Genomic DNA, 19,273 nt, shown 5'->3' with positions numbered 1-19,273 from the left:
ATGACCGCGATCGCCACCGCACTGGAGGCGCTGGAGTCCGGGCTGCCGGACCTGCTGGCCGACATCGGCGCACTGGTCCGCACCGAGTCGCCCAGCGCGGACGTGTCCGCCGTCACCGACTGCGCCCGGGTCGTCGCCGCTCTCGGCACCCGGCTCACCGCGACACCGCCCGAGTGGCTGGACGGCTCGGGGCGGCCCGCCCTGCGCTGGCGCTTCGGCTCCGGCGACCGGGTGCTGCTGCTCGGCCACTTCGACACGGTGTGGCCGGTGGGCTCCCTGGCCCGGCACCCCTTCGAGGTGGCGGGCGGGCGGCTGACCGGCCCCGGCTGCTTCGACATGAAGGCGGGCGTGGCGCAGCTGTTCCACGCCCTGTCCGTCCTCGACGACCTGGACGGAGTGTCGGTGCTGCTCACCGGCGACGAGGAGATCGGCGCCCCCACCTCCCGCGCCCTGATCGAGGCCGAGGCGCGCCGTACCCGGGCCGTGCTCGTCCTGGAGGCGAGCGAGCAGGGCGCGCTGAAGACGGCGCGCAAGGGCGTGTCCAGCTACGAACTGGGCATCGCCGGACGCGCCGCGCACGCCGGTCTGGAACCCCACCGGGGCGTCAACACCACCATCGAACTCGCCCACCAGGTCCTCGCGTTGTCCGCGCTCGCCGACCCGGCGACCGGCACCACCGTGACACCGACCGTCGCCACCTCGGGCACCACCCGCAACACCGTGCCCGACGCGGCCCGGCTGCTGGTCGACGTACGCGTCGCGACGGCCGCCGAGCAGGACCGGGTCGACCGAGCCGTGCACGCTCTCGCACCGGCGCTCGCGGGCGCCGCGCTCGCCTTCTCCGGCGGTCCCGACCGGCCCCCGCTGCAACCGAGCGCGTCGGCCGAGCTGTTCGAACGCGCCCGGGCGCACTACGCGGACCTGGGGCTCGGCCCGCTGCGCGGAGTCGCTGTCGGAGGCGCCTCGGACGGCAACATCACCGCCGGTGCGGGCGCGCCCACCCTGGACGGCCTGGGCGCCGTGGGCGGCGGGGCGCATGCCGACGACGAACACGTCCTCGTCGCCGAACTCCCGCGCCGCACCGCCCTGGTGGCCTCACTGGTGGCCTCGCTCCTGCGCGAGCCGCTGGGCGCCCCGGACCGGGTGGGACCGTGAGCGGGACCCGGGCGGCCGAGGCGGCCGCCGCAGCCGGCCTGGCCGCACGGCGGGCCGGCGTGACCCTCTCCGAACTGCACGGGCTCGACGAGATGCGGGAGGCCTGCCGGGTACTCGACCGGGTCTGGCGGCCGGTGCCCGGAAAACCGCTGATCACCCCGGAACTGCTCCGGGTCTTCGCGCACTCCGGCAGCTATGTCGTCGGCGTCCACCGCGACGGCCGCATGATCGGGTTCTGCCTCGGCTTCCTGGCCACGGCCGGGCTGCACTCGCACATCGCCGGGGTGGACGGCGCCGCCCGGGGGCGCAACATCGGCTTCGCCGTCAAACTCCACCAACGGGCCTGGGCCCTGGCCCGCGGCATCACCACGATCACCTGGACCTTCGACCCTTTGATCAGCCGCAACGCCTATTTCAACCTGTCCAAACTGGGTGCCGCGCCCAGCGAGTACCTCGCCGACTTCTACGGGGCGATGCAGGACGAGGTGAACGCCGGGACCGAGACGGACCGGCTGATGGTCCACTGGGAACTGGCCGGCGACCCCGCCGTGGCCGCCGCCGCGGGCTCCTCCCACCGCGTCACCTTCCACGACGCGGGCGAGCACGCGGTCGTCGGCCTGGACGCCGAACCCGACGGCCGTCCCACCGTCGGGCGCCGGGACGGCGACACCGTCCTGGTCCGGATCCCCGCCGAGGCCGAGGAACTGCGCCGCACCGCCCCGTCGCTGGCCCGCGAGTGGCGGTACGCGCTGCGCGAGGTGCTCGGCGGCCTGATGGCCCAGGGACACACCGTCACCGGATTCACCCGGGACGGCTGGTACGTGATCGACAGACGTCAGGAGAAGCAGGGATGAAGCTCGTCGGTGTGGAACTGCGCCGGATCGCGATGCCGCTGGTCGCGCCGTTCCGGACCTCGTTCGCCACCATGGACACCCGGGAGATCCTGCTGGTCAGGGTCGAGACCGAGCACCACGAGGGGTACGGCGAATGCGTCACGATGACCGATCCGCTCTACTCCTCGGAGTACACGGCGGGCGCGGTGGACGTGCTGCGCGGTCATCTCGTGCCCGCGCTCGCCGCCCTGCCGGACCTCGATCCCTGGGGCGTCGCCCCGGCACTGGCCCCGTTCAAGGGCCACCGGATGGCCAAGTCCGCGCTGGAGACCGCGGTGCTGGACGCCTGGCTGAGGGCCCACGGCCTGTCCATGGGCCAGTGGCTGGGCGCGACCGCGGACCGGGTGCCCGCCGGGGTGTCGGTCGGGATCATGGACTCGATCCCCGCCCTGCTCGACGCCGTCGACGGCTACCTGGCCGAGGGCTATCTCCGGATCAAGCTGAAGATCGAACCCGGCTGGGACGTGGAGCCCGTGCGCGCGGTCCGGGAACGCTTCGGCGACGACGTGCTCCTCCAGGTGGATGCCAACACCGCGTACACCCTCGCCGACGCCGGGCAACTGGCCCGGCTCGACCCGTACGGACTGCTGCTCATCGAACAGCCCCTGGACGAGGAGGACGTACGCGGCCACGCGGCCCTCGCCGCCCGGGTGCGCACCCCCATCTGTCTGGACGAGTCCATCGTCTCCGCCCGCTCGGCGGCCGACGCCATCGCCATGGGCGCCTGTTCGGTCGTCAACATCAAGCCGGGCCGGGTCGGCGGCTACCTGGAGGCCCGGCGGATCCACGACGTGTGCGCCGCGCACGGTGTCCCGGTGTGGTGCGGCGGCATGCTGGAGACCGGCCTGGGGCGGGCCGCCAACGTCGCCCTCGCCGCCCTGCCCGGCTTCACCCTGCCCGGCGACACCTCCGCCTCCGACCGGTACTACCGCACCGACATCACCGAACCGTTCGTACTGAGGGACGGCCGTCTCGACGTGCCCCGCGCACCCGGGCTCGGCCTCTCCCCGATCCCCGAGCGGCTGGCCGAGGTGACCGAATCGACGGAATGGATCAGCCGATGACCACACCGTGTCCCGGCCCCGCCGGGGCACCGTGACCGGCACGGACGCGCGCCGCGTTCGTCCGACGGGCCCGGCGGCGACCGCGCGGCCGAGGCGGCGTCCCGGGCCCGCGCGGCCCGCGGGCGGGCCCGTCGACCGGGCGGGGGAGCCGCCCGCGGCCGTGTCCCGCTCGTCTACCGTGTGACGATGACGGAGCAGCCGCGGGCCGTGCTCGGCCGGATCCTCGACGATCTGGGATCGACGCTGATCGATGTGGTGGCGGGGGAGGCCGACCCCTCCACCGCCGTCACCGGAGTGCTCATCCAGGACCCGCTGGACGAACCGGCCGGGCTGCCCGGAGCGGTGGTGCTCGGCGTCGGGGTGTACGGCGCCGATCCCGTCGCGGCCCTCGTCGAACGGGCCGCCGGGCTCGGTGCGGTGGCCGTGGTGGTGCGTTCCCCGGTCCCGGTCGCCGGCCCCGTGGCGGAGGCCGCCGACCGCACCGGCGTGACCGTGCTCGGCCTGACCCCCGGCGCGTCCTGGGCCCAGGTCGCCGCCCTGCTGCGGTCGTTGCTCGCCACCGACGAACTGGGCACCGTGGACGGCCCCGGCGCCGGGGGCGGCGCCGAACCGCTCGCGGGCGACCTGTTCGCCCTGGCCAACGCGACCGCCGCCCTGCTGGACGGGCCCGTCACCGTGGAGGACCGGGGCGGACGGGTGCTGGCCTTCTCCAGCCGCCAGGACGAGGGCGACGAAGCCAGGATCACGACCGTCCTCGACCGCCAGGTGCCCGCCGAGAACCTGCGCGCCCTGGAACGGCACGGCGCCTTCCGGGCGCTCTACCGCAAGGAGGAACCCGTCTACGTGACCGGTGTCTCCGACAAGCCGCGGGTCGCGACCGCCGTCCGGGCGGGCGGCGAGATCCTCGGTTCGATCTGGGTCGTGGTCGACGGCCCCCTGGGCGAGGACCGCACCCGGGCCCTCCAGGAGGCGGCGAAGGTGGCCGCGCTGCACCTGCTGCGCCACCGCGTGGGTGAGGACGCCGAACGGCGGCTGCGCGCGGACCTGCTGGCCACCGTTCTGGAGGGCGGGCTGCACGCCCCGCAGGCCGCCGCGCGGCTGGGGCTGTCCGCCCAGCCCGCCTGCGTGCTGGCGCTCTGGGTGACCGGCGAGCCGTCCGCCCCCGACCGGGTGGCCGCGGGCCACCGCGTCGCCGAGGCCCTCGCCCTGCACCTGGCCGCGATCCACCCCCGCACGGCCACGGCGTCGTTGGGGGGCGTCACCTACGCGGTCCTGCCCACGCGTTCGGACGAAGACGCACTGCGGGCGGCCGAGGCGTTCCTCGGCCGCGTGGGCGACCGGGTGCCCGCGGTCATCGGCGTCGGGCGGCTCGCCGTCCGCCCGGCGGAGCTGCGCCGCTCCCGCGCCGACGCGGACCGGGCGCTGCGCGTCCTCGGCTCCGGTCGCTCGCGGCGCCGGTCCGCCCGCCTCACGGACGTCCATGCCGCCTCGCTCCTGGAGGAGTTGAAGGAACGGCTCGTCGCCGAGGACGACATCCCCGATGGGCCGGTCGTCCGGCTGCGCGCCTACGACGCCCGGCACCACACCGCCCTCACGGACACCCTGGACGCGTGGCTGAACACCTTCGGCGACGTGCCGGCCGCCGCGGCGGCCGTCCACGTGCACCCCAACACCTTCCGCTACCGGCTCAAGCGGCTGGCCGGGGTGGCGGGCATCGATCTCGACGACCCGGAGGCCAGGTTCGAGGCGATGCTGCACCTGAGGCTGGATCCGCCGAACCCCTGACGCGGACCGCGCGGCCGGTGCCGCCGGAACCGCGCCCCGCCGTGGTGACACGCGGATCCGTCGGGACGGCGCGAGCGACGCGGGAATGACAGAGTGCTCGCAGCAGCCGGACACGCCGGGCACGGTGGCCGACGTCGGTGCGTCCCCGCGCCCGCGCGTCCGGCGGCCTCGGTATCCGCATGTCGACGATGGGACAGATGCCATGCCTCTCCAGGGCGAGTACGAGCCGAGCCCCGAGAAGTGGGTCCGCGATCAGGTCGAGCTGTTCGAGAGCTCCGGCGGGACGGACGGCACCACCATGCGCGGCCTGCCGGTGGTCGTCCTGACCACCCGCGGGGCCAGGAGCGGGAAGATCCGCAAGACCCCGCTCATGCGGGTCGAGCACGAGGGGATGTACGCCGTGGTCGCCTCGCAGGGCGGCGCCCCCAAGCATCCCGTCTGGTACCACAACGTCGTGGCCGATCCCCGGGTGGAGCTCCAGGACGGCCCGGTCCGGCAGGACATGAACGCCCGTGAGGCCACCGGCGAGGAGAAGGCGTTGTGGTGGCGGCGCGCGGTGGACGCGTTCCCCGACTACGCCGATTACCAGCGAAGGACCGAACGGCAGATCCCGGTCATCGTCCTGGAACCGGCGACCGAGCAGCACTGACGACCGTCACGGGGAGGCGCGGCGAACGCTCCCGCGCCTCCCCGTGCGCCGCCCGCGCGGTCATCCCGTGGGCGCGCCGACGGTCCGGGCCGGAGCCGTGCCCCTGCGGGTCGCCGCCCACACGAGGAGGGCGAGCGCGCTGATCGCGGCGCCGAGCGCGCACACCGCACCCCAGCCGGCCATCCCGTACACGGCCGTCGAGGCGACGGCGCCGGTGGCGCTGCCCACGGAGTAGAAGACCATGTAACCGCCGATCAGACGGCTGCCCGCGTCGGGGCGGGTCGTGTAGATCATGCTCTGGTTGGTGACGTGGACGGCCTGGACGGCGAGATCGAGGAGCACCGCCCCGATCACCAGGGCCCACAGCGAGTGCCGGACGAGGGCGAGGGGCAGCCAGGACACGGCGAGCAGCGCCAGCGCGACGCCGGTCGTCCACCCGGCGAGACCGCGGTCGTGCAGCCGCCCGGCCGGTGCCGCCGCGAGCGCGCCCGCCGCCCCTGCGAGCCCGAACGCGCCGATCGCGGTGTGCGACAACGACAGCGGCGGCTCGCTCAACGGGAGCGCGACGCAGCTCCACAGCGTGCTGAAGGCGGCGAAGACCAACAGGGCGAGCAGGCCCCGGACCCGGAGCAGGCGTTCCTCCACGAACAGCAGCAGCGTGGAACGCAGCAGCCGCGCGTACCGCATCGGGGCGGGAGGGGTCGGCCGGCGCGGCAGTACGCGGAACAGGGCCAGGGCGAGGACGGAGGTCAGGGCGGCCGGGACGAGATAGACCGATCGCCAGCCCGCCAGGTCGGCCAGCGCACCGGAGACCGTACGGGCGAGCAGGATGCCGATCACGATTCCGCTGGTGACCAGGCCGACCGTGCGACCGCGCCGGTCCGGGACGGACAGTGACGCGGCGAAGGCCACGAGGGTCTGGGTCACCACCGCGAGGAAGCCCACCCCGGTCAGGGCGCCGAGCAGGACCGGCGCCGTGGACGCCGTGCCGGTCGCGACGAGCGCCGCCGCCAGCAGCGCCAGCTGGGTCACCACCAGGAGCCGCCGGTCCAGCAGGTCGCCCAGCGGCACGAGGAGGAACAGCCCGAGACCGTAGCCGACCTGGGTCAGCGTGACGACGACGCCCACGGCCGCCGAGCCGATCCCGAACTCCCGGCCCAGCGTGGCCAGAAGGGGCTGCGCGAAGTACACATTGGCCACCGCCGCCCCCGACGCGGCGGCGAACAGCAGCGTCGTGCCCCCGGAGAGGGCGTGCGCCGGAGCCGGCCCGTCCGTGTCGTCGGATCCGGTCGTCCTCGTCCCGCTGCCGGTCATGCGGCACCCTCCAGCACATCTGGTTGCAACTTGCTACCAGATGGACCGTAGCGCCGCTTGGTAGCATGTTGCAACCAGTGAGCTGAGGGAGGACGACATGGTCAAACGGACACGTTTCGACCGGAGCGAATGCCCGGTGGCCCGTTCGGTCGACGCGATCGGCGACTGGTGGTCGCTGCTGATCGTCCGCGACGCGTTCGACGGCAGCCGCCGTTTCGGGGAGTTCCAGCGCGGGCTGGGCGTGGCGAAGAACATCCTCGCGGCGCGCCTGCGCGACCTGGTCGCGGGCGATGTCCTGGAGATGGTTCCGGCGGCCGACGGCAGCGCGTACCACGAGTACGTGCTGACGGCCAAGGGGCGGGATCTCTTCCCGGTCGTCGTGGCCCTGCGGCAGTGGGGCGAGGCGCACTTCTTCGACACCGGTGAGCCGCACTCGGAGATGGTCGACCTGCGCGACGGCCGGTCACCCCGGGCCCTGGAGGTCCGCTCGGCGGACGGGCGCCACATCGGTCCGGACGACGTCGTGGTCAAGAAGGTCGAGGGGCGGGCCGAGCGCGCCGCGGGGACGGCGCAGACGCCCGCGTAGCGCGACGACGCGCCCCCGCGCCGGGCCGCGCTCCCCGTCGGCCGCGCCCGCGGGGCCGGGCATCGTACGCGTTCACCCGGCCGTCCTGGTCGTACGCACCGGGCGCGGTGTACGCCTACGGCGGTGCGCCCGGAGCGCGGCCGGTGTGCGCCCGCCGGGCGCGTCCCGCGTCCGGTCAGGCAGTCAGCTTTCCGGGCAGCCAGCCGAGCTGCACGGCCTTCTGGAACGGCCCGCCGCCCTCGTGGTCGTTGAAGTCGTACACCTCGATGGCCTTGTCCGGGTGCGCGTAGGCGTTGTAGGCGGCGAAGACGGTCGACGGCGGGCAGGTCATGTCCTCCAGGGCCGTCGAGAACAGCGCGGGCGCCCGTCCGCGCGCGGCGAAGTGCACGCCGTCGAAGTAGGAGAGGGTGGTCCTCACCCGCTCGGCCCGGCCCCGGTGCGTCTTGAGGTAGTTGCCCACCTCGCGATACGGATGGCGGTCGGTGACGGTCAGTGCGCGCGGGAAGTCGCACAGGAACGGGACGTCCGGCGCGACCGCTGCCAGATCGGGTATCAGCCCGGCGACGGCGAGCGTGATGCCGCCGCCCTGGCTCTCGCCGACGGCCGCGGTGCGCGCCGCGTCGGCCAGCGGATGCGACCGGGCCGTCTCCACCGCCCGCACCGCGTCGGTGAACACGCGCCGGTAGTAGTAGGAGTGCGGGTCCTCGATGCCCCGGGTCATGAAGCCGGGGAACGCGGGCGCGCTGCCCACCGGGTCCGGGGTGTCGCCGGCCATCCAGCCACTGCCCTGGCCCCGGGTGTCCATCACGAAGTGGGCGAACCCGGCCGACGCCCAGAGCAGATGGGTGTGCGGCAGGCCCCGACCGCCTCCGTAGCCGATGAACTCCACGACCACGGGGAGCGGCCGCGTGGTACCGGCGGGGAGGACGAACCAGCCCTTCACCGGGTGACCGCCGAAGCCCGCGAACGTCACGTCGTACACGTCGACCGTGCTCAGCCCCGTGTCCGCGCACCGCTCGAACCGGGCGCCGAGCTCGTACGACCGTGCTTCGTCGAGCGTCTTCGACCAGAACGCGTCGAAGTCCGCCGGTTCCACCGACCGGCTGCGGTGGTCGGGCAGTTCCTCGACGGGCAGATCGAACAGGGACATGAGGAATCGCCTTCGTCACGGGGGTGAGTGATCACCCATGGGTCGTCGGTCACACCGTACGGGCACGGCGGAGCGTCGGCGACGGGCGCCCTCCCGCGCGCGCGAAGTCGCCCCGGTCCCCTGACGGTTGCCGCTCCGGCGCACCACGGTGATCGTCGGCAACGTGACTCATGCGCATTGGTTCTGCGCACCAGCTGATCGGAGGAGCCCGGTGCGGGAACCGGAGAAGCGGACCGGGTCCGGGCGTCCGCCCGCGGCGCCCAGGCGCACGGGCCGTCCGCGCCAGGCCGAGGTCGCCCGGCTCGCCGGGGTCTCGCAGGCCACCGTCTCGCTGGTGCTCGCGGGCAAGGCACGGGACGCCGCCATCTCGGAGGAGACCCGGCAGCGGGTGCTGGAGGCCGCCCGGAGCCTCGGCCGCGTCCCCGATCCGGTGGCCCGCAGGCTCGCCGCCGCGCGCAACGACCTGCTGGGCGTCTCCAGCTTCACCGCGACGTTCCCGACCGACGTGCGGCACTCCTACTACCCGTCCCTGGTGGGCATCGAGCGCGAGGCCGCGGAACGCGGGTACGGCCTGGTGCTGTTCACCGGTTCGAGCACCGGGGGCGCGGGAGCCGCCGGGCCCGCAGCGCTGAGCCGGGTCCATCTCGCCGACGGCTGCCTGTTCCGCCGCCGCCACGCGCCGGTGGCGGAGCTGCGCCGCCTGGTCGCCGACGGCTACCCGTGGTCCGTCTCGGCCGCAGGGACGAGCCGGCGGGCCTGCCCTGGGTCGGCGCCGACTACGTGACCGCCTCCGGCGAGGTCGTCCGGCACCGCGCCGGACTCGGACACCGGCAGATGCTGCTGATCCGCGAGGACGACGAGCGCCGAATCCTGGCCCGGAGGATGCACCGTCCCGGCGCCTTCGACTCCGACATCACCCTCGTCAACCGGCCGCTCAACTACTACTGGCTCAAGCCGCTCGTCGGAGCCGGCGGCGAGGTGGCCGCCCGGGCGGTCGCCGAGGGCGTCGAACCCCGGCAGGTCCAGGCCGAGGACGAGCGGTACGAGACCTTCGCCCGGATTCTGGACCGCGACGGCGTGCAGCGGCACTGGCCCGACATCCGGGGCTACCGACGTGCTGCGGCCGGCGACGGACCGCGCGGCGAAAACGCTTTGCCGACGGGCCGGGCGCCTGCGACGCTCCGTGCCATGTCCGACAACCACACAAGCGATTCCCGCCAGGTCGAGTCCCTCTTCTCGCACGGCCGTCTGACCGCGATCCCGCGCAGGACGGCCCGCCGCGAACAACTGCTGACGCACCTGGCGGAGAGGTTCTTCGAGCGCGACCGGAGCTACACCGAACGGGAGGTCGACGAGGCGCTGTCGACGGTGCACGAGGACTGTGCGGCGCTGCGCCGGTATCTGGTGGTGTCCGGGCTGCTGGTCCGGCCCAGGGACGGCAGCAGCTACCGGCGCGGCAGGTAGGACGCGCACCGCGGCCGCCTCCGCCCGACCGCCCTCCGGAACCGGGGACGGGGCCCGCGTCCACGGGGCGCGGCCGGCCGTGCCGCGGCCGTGTGCTGAACTGTCCGCGGCACATCGGACTCAGGAGCACCTTGTGAGCAGTTACCGGCACCCCGGCGTGGTCTTCACCGACCGTCGTTTCACGGTCCCGCTCGACCACGCGGACCCGGGCGGCGAACAGATCGAGATCTTCGGCCGGGAGGCCGTGGCGAGCGGCCGTGCCGGGGAGGAACTGCCCTGGCTGATCTATCTGGAGGGCGGTCCCGGGTTCGGCGCCCGGCGCTTCGTCGGCACGGAGGCGTGGCTGGGCCGGGCCCTGCGGGAGTTCCGCGTACTCCTCCTCGACCAGCGCGGCACCGGCCTGTCCACCCCGGCCAACCGGCAGACCCTGCCGTTGCGCGGCGGCCCGCGCGAGCAGGCCGAGCATCTCGCGCGCTTCCGGGCCGACGCCATCGTCCGCGACTGCGAGCTGATCCGGACCCGGCTGACCGGCGGCGAGCCGTGGACGGTCCTCGGCCAGTCCTTCGGCGGCTTCTGCGCCGTCCGCTATCTGTCGGCGGCCCCCGAGGGACTGAAGGCCGTCCTCATCACCGGCGGACTGCCCTCCCTCGACGCCCATGCCGACGACGTCTACCGGGCCGCCTATCCGCGGGTCGAGCGCAAGGTCGCCGCCCACTACGCCCGCTATCCGCAGGACGTCGAGCGTGCCCGGCGGATCACCGCCCACCTCGCGGAACACCGCCCCGAGAGCGCCGGCCACCGGCTGACGCCCGAGGGGTTCCAGTCGCTCGGCATCATGCTGGGAAGCGGCAACGGCAGCCACCAACTGCACTACCTCCTGGAGAACGCCTTCGTCCGCACCCCGCACGGCCCCGAACTCTCCGACACCTTCCAGGAGGCCGTGCGCGCGGCCACCTCGTTCGCAGGGCATCCGCTGTACGCGCTGATGCACGAGGCGATCTACGGGCAGGACGAACGCCCCACCGCCTGGTCCGCCGAGCGGGTGCGCGCCGAATTCCCGCAGTTCGACGCGTTCGCCGCGCTGGAGGGTGACGGCCCGGTCCTGTTCACCGGGGAGACCATCCACCCCTGGCACTTCGAGGTCGACCCGGCGCTGCGCCCGCTGCGCGAGACCGCCCATCTGCTGGCCGACCGTACCGACTGGGCACCGCTCTACGACCCCGAGCGCCTGGCCGTCAACGAGGTGCCGGTCGCCGCCGCCGTCTACCACGACGACATGTACGTCGACACCGGGCACGCGCTGCGGACGGCGGAGGCGATCCGCGGGCTGCGCACCTGGGTCACGAACGAGTACGAGCACGACGGGCTGCGCGCCCGGGGCCCGCGGGTCCTCGACCGGCTGCTGGCCCTCGTCCGGGACGAGATCTGACCCGTCGGCACGGGCGCCGGGGGTCGGTCACGCGCTCGCGCGGCCGGCCCCCGTGCGCCGGGTGCGGCGCGGGTCAGCCCTGGAGGGCCCGGAGCGTCGCGTCCAGGTCCGTGGCCGGGTGCGGGGCGCGGTTGTGCGGCAGCTTCGACAGGGCCGCCGCCATGCCGCACGTGTTGGTCACGGCCGAGAAGACCAGCCCGGCGCCGACACCGGCGGAGATCCAGCGCGCGGCCGGGAAGCGCAGGCCCGTCAGCAGCCCCGCCACCACGAGCGAACCCGCGGCGAGCCGGACCTGACGTTCCATCGGCCAGGTCGTCCGGGCGCCGGCGGGGCGGTCGAGTGCACGGCCCTCGTTCTCCCAGCCCGACGTCCCGCCCGAGAGGGTCGTGGCATCGACATCGGCCGCCGCGAGGATGTCGCAGGCCCGGGTCGAGCGGACGCCGGAGGCGCACACCATGAGCAGCGGACCGCGGGCGGCGGCGGACTTGAGCGCGGGCACCGCCTCGGGGAGGCGGTCCAGCGGGATGTTCAGCGCGCCGGGGACGTGCCCGGAGGCGTACTCGCCGGGGGCCCGCACGTCGACGACGGTGAACTCCGCTAGCCGGGCCGCGGCCTGGGCGGGGGAGAGGGAGGCGGTGCTGGTCACGAACAGTTTTCCTTTCGTCCACCGGGGACACGGAGGGACTCGGCCCATCCGCCCCCATTCAGGTTAGAATACCCCTTGGGGTATCAGAGGAGGGTGTGTGCAACTCGACATCGCGGCCGACGAACTGAAGTCGGTCCTCAATCGCCTTCGTCGCGCTCAGGGGCAGCTGGCGGCGATCATCCGGATGATCGAGGAGGGCCGGGACTGCGAGGACGTCATCACGCAGATGGCGGCCGTGTCCCGGGCGCTCGACCGCGCCGGTTTCGCGATCATCGCCACCGGGCTCCAGCAGTGCCTGGCCGACGGCGGGAACGAGCCGGCGGACCGGGACCAGATGCGGGCGCGGCTGGAGAAGCTCTTCCTCTCGCTGGCCTGAACCGGCCGCCGGGGGAGCGTCCCGGCGGCCGGGCCGTTCCCAGGAGCCAAGCGACTGCTTAGTATGCGCTGCGGCGGTGGTTTCGCCGACCGTGTTCGACAGCGTTGTGGAGGCCCCTCATGCAGGCATGGCGAGTGCACCGGAACGGCGAGCCGGGCGAGGTGATGCGACTCGAAGAGACCGGACGCCCCGTGCCCGGGGAGGGCCAGGTGCTGCTCAGGGTGCGCGCGGCGAACGTCAACTTCCCCGACGCGCTGCTCTGCCGGGGTCAGTACCAGGTGCGGCCCCCGCTGCCGTTCACGCCGGGCGTGGAGATCTGCGGCGAGACGCCGGACGGGCGCCGGGTGCTCGCCACGGCCGCCCTGCCGGACGGGGGGTTCGCGGAGTACGCCGTCGCCGGCGCGTCGGCGCTCCTGCCGGCCCCGGCGTCCCTCGACGACGCCCAGGCCGCCGCGCTGCACATCGGCTACCAGACCGGCTGGTTCGGACTGCACCGCCGCGCCCGCCTCCGGGAGGGCGAGACCCTCCTGGTCCACGCGGCGGCCGGTGGCGTCGGCAGCGCGGCCGTCCAGCTCGGCAAGGCCGCCGGAGCCACTGTCATCGGTGTCGTCTCGGGGCCCGGGAAGGTGCGGACCGCCGCCGCGCTCGGCTGCGACCTGGTCGTCGACCGTCGCACCGAGGACGTCGTCGCGGCGGTCAAGGAGTTCACCGGCGGACGCGGCGCCGATGTCGTCTACGACCCGGTCGGCGGCGACGCGTACGCCAAGTCCGTCAAGTGCGTCGCCTTCGAGGGCCGGATCGTGGTCGTCGGCTTCGCGAGCGGCGTCGTCCCCGCCCCGGCCCTGAACCACGCGCTCGTCAAGAACTACTCCGTCCTCGGACTCCACTGGGGCCTCTACGCCGCCAAGGATCCGGCAGCGGTCCTCGCCTGCCACGACGAACTCTCCCGGCTCGTCGCGAAGGGCGTCGTCGAGCCGCTCGTCAGTGAACGCGTGGCGCTGTCCGGCGCGGCGGACGCCGTCCAGCGCGTCGCCGACGGCGCCACCACCGGCCGGATCGCGGTCCTCCCGGCGGGAGCGGCCCGCTGACGGTCCCGGCACCCGCCGGACGCATCCGTGCGGCCGTCGCGGAACCGGTGGAACTTTCCGTGCCGGGACCGGGCGGGAGGAACGGGCCGCCGGGCGACGGGAGTTGGCGGCGCGGACACGGATCCGTGCCCCCGTGTCCCGTCACCCCGGTACCGGGCACCCCTTTACCTGCTGTTTAATTGCGAGTGATTCGCAATAACAGTCGATCATCAACAAGGGGTGTGCGGAGTATGACGGGCCGATCGATACGGGGAGCGGTCGCCGTGACACTGGCGACCGTGCTGTCGCTGTCCGCGGCGGCCTGCTCGAAGCCGAGCGGTCCGGACGGCGGCGGCTCCGGCTCGGGGGCGGGCGACTCGGCGGTGGTCGGCATCGCGTACGAGCCCGACAGCCTCAGCCCGCTCCTGGGCTACGGCAAGGACGGCAACTCCAAGATATTCGACGGGCTGCTCACCCTCGACGCGGACATGAAGCTGCGCCCCGCGCTGGCCACCGCCCTGCCCGAGGTGAGCGCCGACGGGCTCACGTACACCTACCGGCTCCGCAAGGGCGTGAAGTTCAGCGACGGCAAGCCGTTCGGCGCCAAGGACGTGGTCTTCACCTACCGCACCATCCTGGACCCGAGGACGAACAACGCCTCCCGCACCGAGCTCGACGCACTGAAGAGCGTCGAGGCGGGCGGCGAGGACACCGTCGTCTTCCACCTCAAGTACCCCTACGCGCCCTTCGCCCAGCGCACCGTCCTGCCCATCGCCCCCGAACACGTCGCGGCCGGGCAGGACGTCAACACCGGCGCCTTCACCACCCACCCCGTCGGCACCGGCCCCTACCTCCTCACCAAGTGGTCCAAGGGCGAGAAGCTGAGCTTCCGGGCCAACCCCGACTACTGGGGCGGCGCGCCGAAGGTGAAGAAGTTCACCATGGTGATCATCAAGGACGACGACGTGCGCGCCACCCGGCTGCGCTCCGGCGAGCTCGACGGCGCCATCCTGCCGCCCAACCTGGCCAAGGGCTTCGCCAGGGACGGCGGCATGAAGACGTACGCCGCCACCACGTACGACAACCGCAACGTGACCCTGCCCACCCACAACAAGGTCACGGGCGACCTCGCGATCCGGCGTGCCCTGGACATCGCCGTCGACCGGCAGGCCATGGTCGACTCCATCCTCAACGGAGAGGGCAGGCCCGCCTACGGGCCCGTCCCCACCGACAGCGAGTGGTTCACCAAGGGCACCGAACGCGCCCACGACCCGGCCGCCGCGAAGAAGATCCTCGACGACGCCGGATGGAAGCCCGGCAAGGACGGCATCCGCGTCAAGGACGGTGTGCGCGCCGCGTTCCCGCTCTGGTACCTCACCGGCGACAAGCTCCGCCAGGACCACGCGCTCGCCTACGCCTCCGACGCGAAGAAGGCCGGCATCGACATCACCACCGAGTCCGGCACCTGGGAGGTCATCGAGCCCCGGATGAAGCAGGACGCGGTCCTCGCCGGCGGCGGGTCGCCCGCCGATCCCGACTTCGACCAGTACTCCATGCTGAAGTCCTCCCTCGCGGGCGAGGGCTTCAACAACATGGGCTGGTACGAGAACAAGACGGTCGACCAGGCCCTCGAACAGGGCCGCAGGAGCGGCGACAAGGCCACGCGCAAGGCCGCCTACGACACCGTCCAGCGCGAACTGGTGAAGGACCCCGGCTACACCTTCCTCACCCACATCGACCACCTCTACGTCGTGAAGGACCGGTTCGGCGCGCTCACCACCCAGGTCGAGCCGCACGACCACGGCCTGGCCACCGGCCCGTGGTGGAACGTCGAGGACTGGACGCCCAAGAAGTGAGCCGCCGCCTCCCCTGGGGGCCGATGGGCAGGATGGCGGGACGGCGGGCACTGCTCGCCGTCCCCGTCCTCCTCGCGGTGACGTTCGGCGTCTTCGCCGTCGCCGCCGCCTCGCCCTTCGACCCGGTCAAGGCGTACGCGGGCACCGCCGGGCTCACCGCGTCGCAGGAGAACCTCGACCAGCTGCGCGCCAATCTCGGCGTCGACCAGCCACTGGTGACCCGCTGGTGGAACTGGCTGACCGCCGCGCTCCACGGCGACCTCGGCGAATCCAGTGTGATGCGCCAGCCCGTCGCCGACGTCATCGGCGAGCGCCTCGGCTGGTCCGTGCTGCTCGCCGGCGCCGCCTTCCTCGTCGCCATCGTGCTCGGCACGGGACTGGGCGTCCTGGCCGCCCGCCGCCCCGGCGGCCTGCTCGACCGGTGCGTCTCCGCGGCCGCGTACACCCTCGAAGCCGCCCCGGCGTTCTGGCTGGGACTGCTCGCCATCTGGTTCTTCGCCCTGAAACTCGGCGTGCTCCCGGCCGGCGGCCTCACCGACGCGGCCAGCGACACGGTCACCTTCGGCCAGGTCGCCGGTCATCTGGTGCTTCCCGCGTCCGTGCTAGGGATCTCGCAGCTGCCGTGGTTCTTCCTCTACGTGCGCCAGGGCGTCGCCGACGCGCTCGACGAGGACCCGGTGCGCGGCGCCCGCGCCCGCGGACTGCGCGAACGCACCGTGCTCCTCGGCCACGCGCTGCGCTCCGGGATGCTGCCGATGCTCACCCTCATCGGCTCCCGCGTCCCCGAACTGATCACCGGCGCCCTGCTCGTCGAGACGGTCTTCAGCTGGCCGGGCATCGCCGCGGCCACCGTGCAGGCCGCCACCTCCGTCGACTTCCCGCTGCTGGCCGCGCTCACGGTGCTCGCCACCGCTGCGGTCGTGCTGGGCAACCTGCTGTCCGATGTGCTGTACGCGCTCGCCGACCCGAGAGTGGGCTTCGATGGCTGAGACCGTTCTCGGATCCACCCGCCGCACCAGCCGCCGCGTCCGGCTGTTGTGCTCGGCCGGGATCATCGCCGCCGTCCTCCTCGCGGTCCTCCTCGTCCCCCCGCTGGTCCAGCTCGACCAGCAGGCCGTCGACCTCTCGGCCCGGCTCCGGCCACCGTCCTGGGAGCACCCGTTCGGCACCGACGACGTCGGCCGCGACCTGCTGCTGCGCTGCGTCTACGGGCTGCGCGTCTCGCTGCTCGTCGGCGTCGTCGCCGGCCTCACCGCCACCGTCGTCGGCACCGCCGTCGGCGCGCTCGCCGCCGCGTCCGGAGGCTGGGTCGACCGGGTCGTCATGCGGCTCGTGGACACCTTCTCGTCCGTCCCGCACCTGCTGCTGGGCATCTTCATCGTGGCCATGTTCCGGCCCGGCGTCGGCCCGGTCATCGTCTCCATCGCCCTCACCCACTGGCTGTCCACCGCGCGCATCGTCCGCTCCGAGGTGCTGTCGCTGCGCTCCCGGCCGTTCATCGACGCGGCGATCTCCGGGGGCGCCTCCCGGAGCCGGGTCGTCGTGCGGCACCTGCTGCCCGCGGTGCTGCCGCAGGCGGGCCTCGCCGCGGTGCTGATGGTGCCGCACGCCATGTGGCACGAGTCCGCCCTCTCGTTCCTGGGACTGGGGCTGCCCGCCCACCAGGCGAGCCTGGGCAACCTCGTGCAGACGGCGCGCGGTTCGCTGCTCGCCGGGGACTGGTGGCCGACGCTCTTCCCCGGCCTCTTCCTGATCGTCCCGACCCTCGCCCTGGCGGGCCTCGCCGGTGCCTGGCGGGAACGGATCAACCCGCGCCGCCGATCGGAGCTGATGCTGTGACGACCACCCCGCCTCCGCCGTCCCCGGACACCGGGACCCCGGCCCCCGCGGCCCCGGTCCTCTCCGTGCGCGGGCTCTCCGTCCGCTTCCGGATGCGCGGCGGACGGCACGTCGCGGCCGTCACCGACGCGCACTTCGACCTCGCGGCGGGGGAGTGCCTGGCCCTCGTCGGCGAGAGCGGCTGCGGCAAGTCCGTCCTCGCCTCCGCGCTGCTGGGACTGCTCCCCGGCAACGCGGAGACCGGGGGCTCGGCGGTCCTCCAAGACGGCACCGACCTCCTCACCGCCGACGAGAAGACCCTTGCCCGCACGGTGCGGGGCCGCCGCGTCGGACTCGTCCCGCAGAGCCCCGCGGCCCACCTCACCCCCGTGCGCACCGTCCGGACCCAGCTGGAGGAGACCCTCCGCGAACTGACCGGCACCCGCAGGCCGGAGCTGCGCGCCGCCGCCGAACGGGCCGCCGAACGCGCCGCGTTCCCGCCCGGCCACCTGGACCGCTACCCGCACGAGCTCTCCGGCGGCCTCGCCCAGCGCGCCGCCACCGCGCTCGCCCTGATCGGTGACGCGCCCCTGCTCCTGGCCGACGAACCCACCACCGGGCTCGACCGCGACCTGGTCGAGCGGACCGTGGACGAACTGCGCCGCCACACCGACGGCGGCCGGGCGCTGCTGATCATCACCCACGACCTGGCGGCGGCCGAACGGATCGCCGACCGCGTCGCCGTCATGTACGCGGGCCGCATCGTCGAGATCGCCGACGCGGAAGGGTTCTTCGGGAAGCCGGGACCGCGCCACCCGTACGCCCGCGGTCTCCTCGACGCCCTCCCGGAGCGCGCATTCGCCCCCATCCCCGGAATGCCCCCGGAGCTCGGGGCGCTCCCCGACGGCTGCGCGTTCGCGGCCCGCTGCCCGCGCGTCGACGACCGATGCTCCGTACCACCCCCGTTCGACGGCCGTCTCGCCTGCCACCACGGTGCGCCGGCGCACGCGCAGGAGTCCGCCCGTGCTTGAACTCACCCGTATCACCGCCGGGTACGACCGTCGTGCCCCCGCGGTCCGTGACGCCTCGCTGGCCATCGAGCCGGGGGAGTCCGTCGGGCTCCTCGGTCCCAGCGGCTGCGGCAAGTCCACCCTGGCCAAGGTGGCCGCCCTGCTGCACCGGCCGGACGCGGGCACGCTCACCCTCGACGGCCGGCCGGTACGCGGCTGGCGGCACCGGGCCCCGAGGGAACAGCGCACCGCCGTCGGCGTCGTCTTCCAGCAGCCCCGGCTCTCCGCCGATCCCCGGCTCAGCCTGCGCGAACTCATCGCCCAGCCGCTGCGGGCCACCGGCCGGCGCGCCGAGGTGGCGGACCGGGTGGCGGAACTCGCACCGGCCGTCGGACTCACCGCCGAACTGCTGGGCCGCCGCCCCCACGAGGTGAGCGACGGACAGCTGCAGCGCGCCTGCCTCGCCCGGGCGTTGGTGCTGCGCCCCCGCTGGCTCATCTGCGACGAGATGACGGCGATGCTCGACGCGTCGACGACCGCCGCACTGGTCGCGGTCGTCGAGGCGTACCGGCACGAGTCGGGCGCCGGACTGCTGGCCGTGGGCCATGACCGGGTCCTGCTGGAACGCTGGTGCGACCGCACGGTCGGCTGGCCGGAGATCTGCGGGCCCGGCCCGGCGACTCCCGCACCCCGGGAGGGCGCGCGCGGGGCGGGATGAGCGAGGACCGCGCCCGCGGGACCGCCGCCGTGGCGAGGCCGTCGGCTCCCCGCCGGCCTCGCGTGCGCAGAGCGGCCGGGCCGGGGAGGAACCAGAGGCCGGCCGGCTCGCACCGATGACCTGCGGGCCTGGTAGCACTCCCCGCGCACGCCCGATGCGGGCACCCGCAGCGGCGGGACCGGCCCCGGCGGCCGTTCCGGCGCGCCGGGGCCGGTACGTGACAGCCGGACAACACCCGGATGGCGGACACGCCAGTCCACCGGACGGCCTCCCCGCTACGCCACACTGGCGGC

18 protein-coding genes and 2 pseudogenes are annotated in these 19,273 nt (G+C 74.0%); 17 read left to right on the top strand and 3 right to left on the bottom strand.

The genetic code is table 11. From position 1 onward, the window contains the following. The 5 genes from AB0E67_RS22425 to AB0E67_RS22405 all read left to right on the top strand — a co-directional run bounded on the left by AB0E67_RS22425 (position 1) and on the right by AB0E67_RS22405 (position 5,546). Complete coding sequence (locus tag AB0E67_RS22425) at positions 1-1,155, top strand: M20 family metallopeptidase (protein WP_362029556.1); 1,155 nt, start codon at positions 1-3, stop codon at positions 1,153-1,155. Continuing rightward, positions 1,152-2,009, top strand: coding sequence for a GNAT family N-acetyltransferase (locus AB0E67_RS22420; protein ID WP_362029553.1), 858 nt, complete (start codon positions 1,152-1,154; stop codon positions 2,007-2,009). The genes AB0E67_RS22425 and AB0E67_RS22420 overlap by 4 nt, the downstream gene beginning before the upstream one ends. Beyond that, a complete protein-coding gene (gene menC, locus AB0E67_RS22415; protein ID WP_362029550.1) occupies positions 2,006-3,112 on the top strand; it encodes an o-succinylbenzoate synthase in 1,107 nt (368 codons plus the stop codon). The genes AB0E67_RS22420 and menC overlap by 4 nt, the downstream gene beginning before the upstream one ends. 186 nt (positions 3,113-3,298) lie before the next feature. Then, positions 3,299-4,897, top strand: a complete 1,599-nt coding sequence (locus AB0E67_RS22410) for a helix-turn-helix domain-containing protein (protein WP_362029547.1) — start codon at positions 3,299-3,301, stop codon at positions 4,895-4,897. A 202-nt stretch (positions 4,898-5,099) separates the two neighbouring features. Next, entirely contained in the window at positions 5,100-5,546 is a 447-nt protein-coding gene (locus AB0E67_RS22405; RefSeq protein WP_362029544.1) for a nitroreductase family deazaflavin-dependent oxidoreductase, read from the top strand. 60 nt (positions 5,547-5,606) lie between these two features. Here AB0E67_RS22405 and AB0E67_RS22400 read toward each other — a convergent pair whose 3' ends face one another. Further along, a complete protein-coding gene (locus AB0E67_RS22400) occupies positions 5,607-6,860 on the bottom strand; it encodes an MFS transporter (RefSeq protein ID WP_362029541.1) in 1,254 nt (417 codons plus the stop codon). Between the two features lie 97 nt (positions 6,861-6,957). Between AB0E67_RS22400 and AB0E67_RS22395 the strand changes: the two genes are divergently transcribed. Further along, on the top strand, positions 6,958-7,446 hold the full coding sequence (locus tag AB0E67_RS22395) for a helix-turn-helix domain-containing protein (protein ID WP_362029538.1): 489 nt from the start codon (positions 6,958-6,960) through the stop codon (positions 7,444-7,446). 175 nt (positions 7,447-7,621) lie between these two features. On the opposite strand, the gene AB0E67_RS22390 is transcribed toward AB0E67_RS22395, so the two are convergent. Further along, complete coding sequence (locus AB0E67_RS22390; RefSeq protein WP_362029535.1) at positions 7,622-8,596, bottom strand: acetylxylan esterase; 975 nt, start codon at positions 8,594-8,596, stop codon at positions 7,622-7,624. A 211-nt stretch (positions 8,597-8,807) separates the two neighbouring features. On the opposite strand from AB0E67_RS22390, the pseudogene AB0E67_RS22385 reads away from it, so the two are divergent. The 4 genes and pseudogenes from AB0E67_RS22385 to AB0E67_RS22370 form a co-directional block, all read left to right on the top strand. Beyond that, a pseudogene (locus AB0E67_RS22385) lies at positions 8,808-9,457 on the top strand (LacI family DNA-binding transcriptional regulator); the annotation flags it as partial. Continuing rightward, positions 9,458-9,706: pseudogene (locus AB0E67_RS22380) on the top strand (hypothetical protein); the annotation flags it as partial. Positions 9,707-9,784: 78 nt separating this feature from the next. Continuing rightward, entirely contained in the window at positions 9,785-10,060 is a 276-nt protein-coding gene (locus tag AB0E67_RS22375) for a DUF2087 domain-containing protein (RefSeq protein WP_362029681.1), read from the top strand. 133 nt (positions 10,061-10,193) lie between these two features. Beyond that, entirely contained in the window at positions 10,194-11,489 is a 1,296-nt protein-coding gene (locus tag AB0E67_RS22370) for an alpha/beta fold hydrolase (protein ID WP_362029532.1), read from the top strand. 73 nt (positions 11,490-11,562) lie between these two features. Here the strand turns inward: AB0E67_RS22370 and AB0E67_RS22365 are convergent, their stop codons facing one another. After that, a complete protein-coding gene (locus tag AB0E67_RS22365) occupies positions 11,563-12,135 on the bottom strand; it encodes a rhodanese-like domain-containing protein (protein WP_362029529.1) in 573 nt (190 codons plus the stop codon). Positions 12,136-12,232: 97 nt separating this feature from the next. Here AB0E67_RS22365 and AB0E67_RS22360 point away from each other — a divergent pair, with 97 nt between their 5' ends. The 7 genes from AB0E67_RS22360 to AB0E67_RS22330 all read left to right on the top strand — a co-directional run bounded on the left by AB0E67_RS22360 (position 12,233) and on the right by AB0E67_RS22330 (position 18,980). After that, positions 12,233-12,511, top strand: a complete 279-nt coding sequence (locus tag AB0E67_RS22360) for a metal-sensitive transcriptional regulator (protein ID WP_360116010.1) — start codon at positions 12,233-12,235, stop codon at positions 12,509-12,511. A 119-nt stretch (positions 12,512-12,630) separates the two neighbouring features. Continuing rightward, positions 12,631-13,599: an NADPH:quinone oxidoreductase family protein gene (locus AB0E67_RS22355; RefSeq protein ID WP_362029526.1), complete on the top strand. Its 969-nt coding sequence runs from the start codon at positions 12,631-12,633 to the stop codon at positions 13,597-13,599. 230 nt (positions 13,600-13,829) lie between these two features. Continuing rightward, positions 13,830-15,434, top strand: a complete 1,605-nt coding sequence (locus AB0E67_RS22350; RefSeq protein ID WP_362029523.1) for an ABC transporter substrate-binding protein — start codon at positions 13,830-13,832, stop codon at positions 15,432-15,434. 23 nt (positions 15,435-15,457) lie between these two features. Next, positions 15,458-16,423 carry an ABC transporter permease gene (locus AB0E67_RS22345; RefSeq protein ID WP_362029678.1) on the top strand — a complete coding sequence of 322 codons (966 nt, stop codon included), beginning with the start codon at positions 15,458-15,460 and terminating at the stop codon, positions 16,421-16,423. Continuing rightward, entirely contained in the window at positions 16,416-17,273 is an 858-nt protein-coding gene (locus tag AB0E67_RS22340; RefSeq protein ID WP_362029521.1) for an ABC transporter permease, read from the top strand. The genes AB0E67_RS22345 and AB0E67_RS22340 overlap by 8 nt, the downstream gene beginning before the upstream one ends. 92 nt (positions 17,274-17,365) lie before the next feature. Continuing rightward, entirely contained in the window at positions 17,366-18,283 is a 918-nt protein-coding gene (locus AB0E67_RS22335) for an ABC transporter ATP-binding protein (RefSeq protein WP_362029675.1), read from the top strand. Beyond that, a complete protein-coding gene (locus tag AB0E67_RS22330) occupies positions 18,276-18,980 on the top strand; it encodes an ATP-binding cassette domain-containing protein (RefSeq protein WP_362029518.1) in 705 nt (234 codons plus the stop codon). Before AB0E67_RS22335 ends, AB0E67_RS22330 begins: the two co-directional genes overlap by 8 nt. Positions 18,981-19,273: the final 293 nt, after the last annotated feature.

The sequence above is a fragment of the Streptomyces sp. NPDC032161 genome, from assembly GCF_040636995.1.
In the GTDB taxonomy this organism is placed as follows: domain Bacteria; phylum Actinomycetota; class Actinomycetes; order Streptomycetales; family Streptomycetaceae; genus Streptomyces.
This window is presented reverse-complemented; position numbering and strand designations above follow the sequence as displayed.

Bases quoted from the DNA above. Each gene is read 5' to 3' on its own strand.
- AB0E67_RS22345 (WP_362029678.1), top strand. From the start codon at position 15,458: ATGGGCAGGATGGCGGGACGGCGGGCACTGCTCGCCGTCCCCGTCCTC.
- AB0E67_RS22425 (WP_362029556.1), top strand. From the start codon at position 1: ATGACCGCGATCGCCACCGCACTGGAGGCGCTGGAGTCCGGGCTGCCG.
- AB0E67_RS22375 (WP_362029681.1), top strand. From the start codon at position 9,785: ATGTCCGACAACCACACAAGCGATTCCCGCCAGGTCGAGTCCCTCTTC.
- AB0E67_RS22405 (WP_362029544.1), top strand. From the start codon at position 5,100: ATGCCTCTCCAGGGCGAGTACGAGCCGAGCCCCGAGAAGTGGGTCCGC.
- AB0E67_RS22340 (WP_362029521.1), top strand. From the start codon at position 16,416: ATGGCTGAGACCGTTCTCGGATCCACCCGCCGCACCAGCCGCCGCGTC.
- AB0E67_RS22395 (WP_362029538.1), top strand. From the start codon at position 6,958: ATGGTCAAACGGACACGTTTCGACCGGAGCGAATGCCCGGTGGCCCGT.
- AB0E67_RS22410 (WP_362029547.1), top strand. From the start codon at position 3,299: ATGACGGAGCAGCCGCGGGCCGTGCTCGGCCGGATCCTCGACGATCTG.
- AB0E67_RS22400 (WP_362029541.1), bottom strand. From the start codon at position 6,860: ATGACCGGCAGCGGGACGAGGACGACCGGATCCGACGACACGGACGGG.
- AB0E67_RS22335 (WP_362029675.1), top strand. From the start codon at position 17,366: ATGCGCGGCGGACGGCACGTCGCGGCCGTCACCGACGCGCACTTCGAC.
- AB0E67_RS22350 (WP_362029523.1), top strand. From the start codon at position 13,830: ATGACGGGCCGATCGATACGGGGAGCGGTCGCCGTGACACTGGCGACC.
- menC (WP_362029550.1), top strand. From the start codon at position 2,006: ATGAAGCTCGTCGGTGTGGAACTGCGCCGGATCGCGATGCCGCTGGTC.
- AB0E67_RS22355 (WP_362029526.1), top strand. From the start codon at position 12,631: ATGCAGGCATGGCGAGTGCACCGGAACGGCGAGCCGGGCGAGGTGATG.
- AB0E67_RS22390 (WP_362029535.1), bottom strand. From the start codon at position 8,596: ATGTCCCTGTTCGATCTGCCCGTCGAGGAACTGCCCGACCACCGCAGC.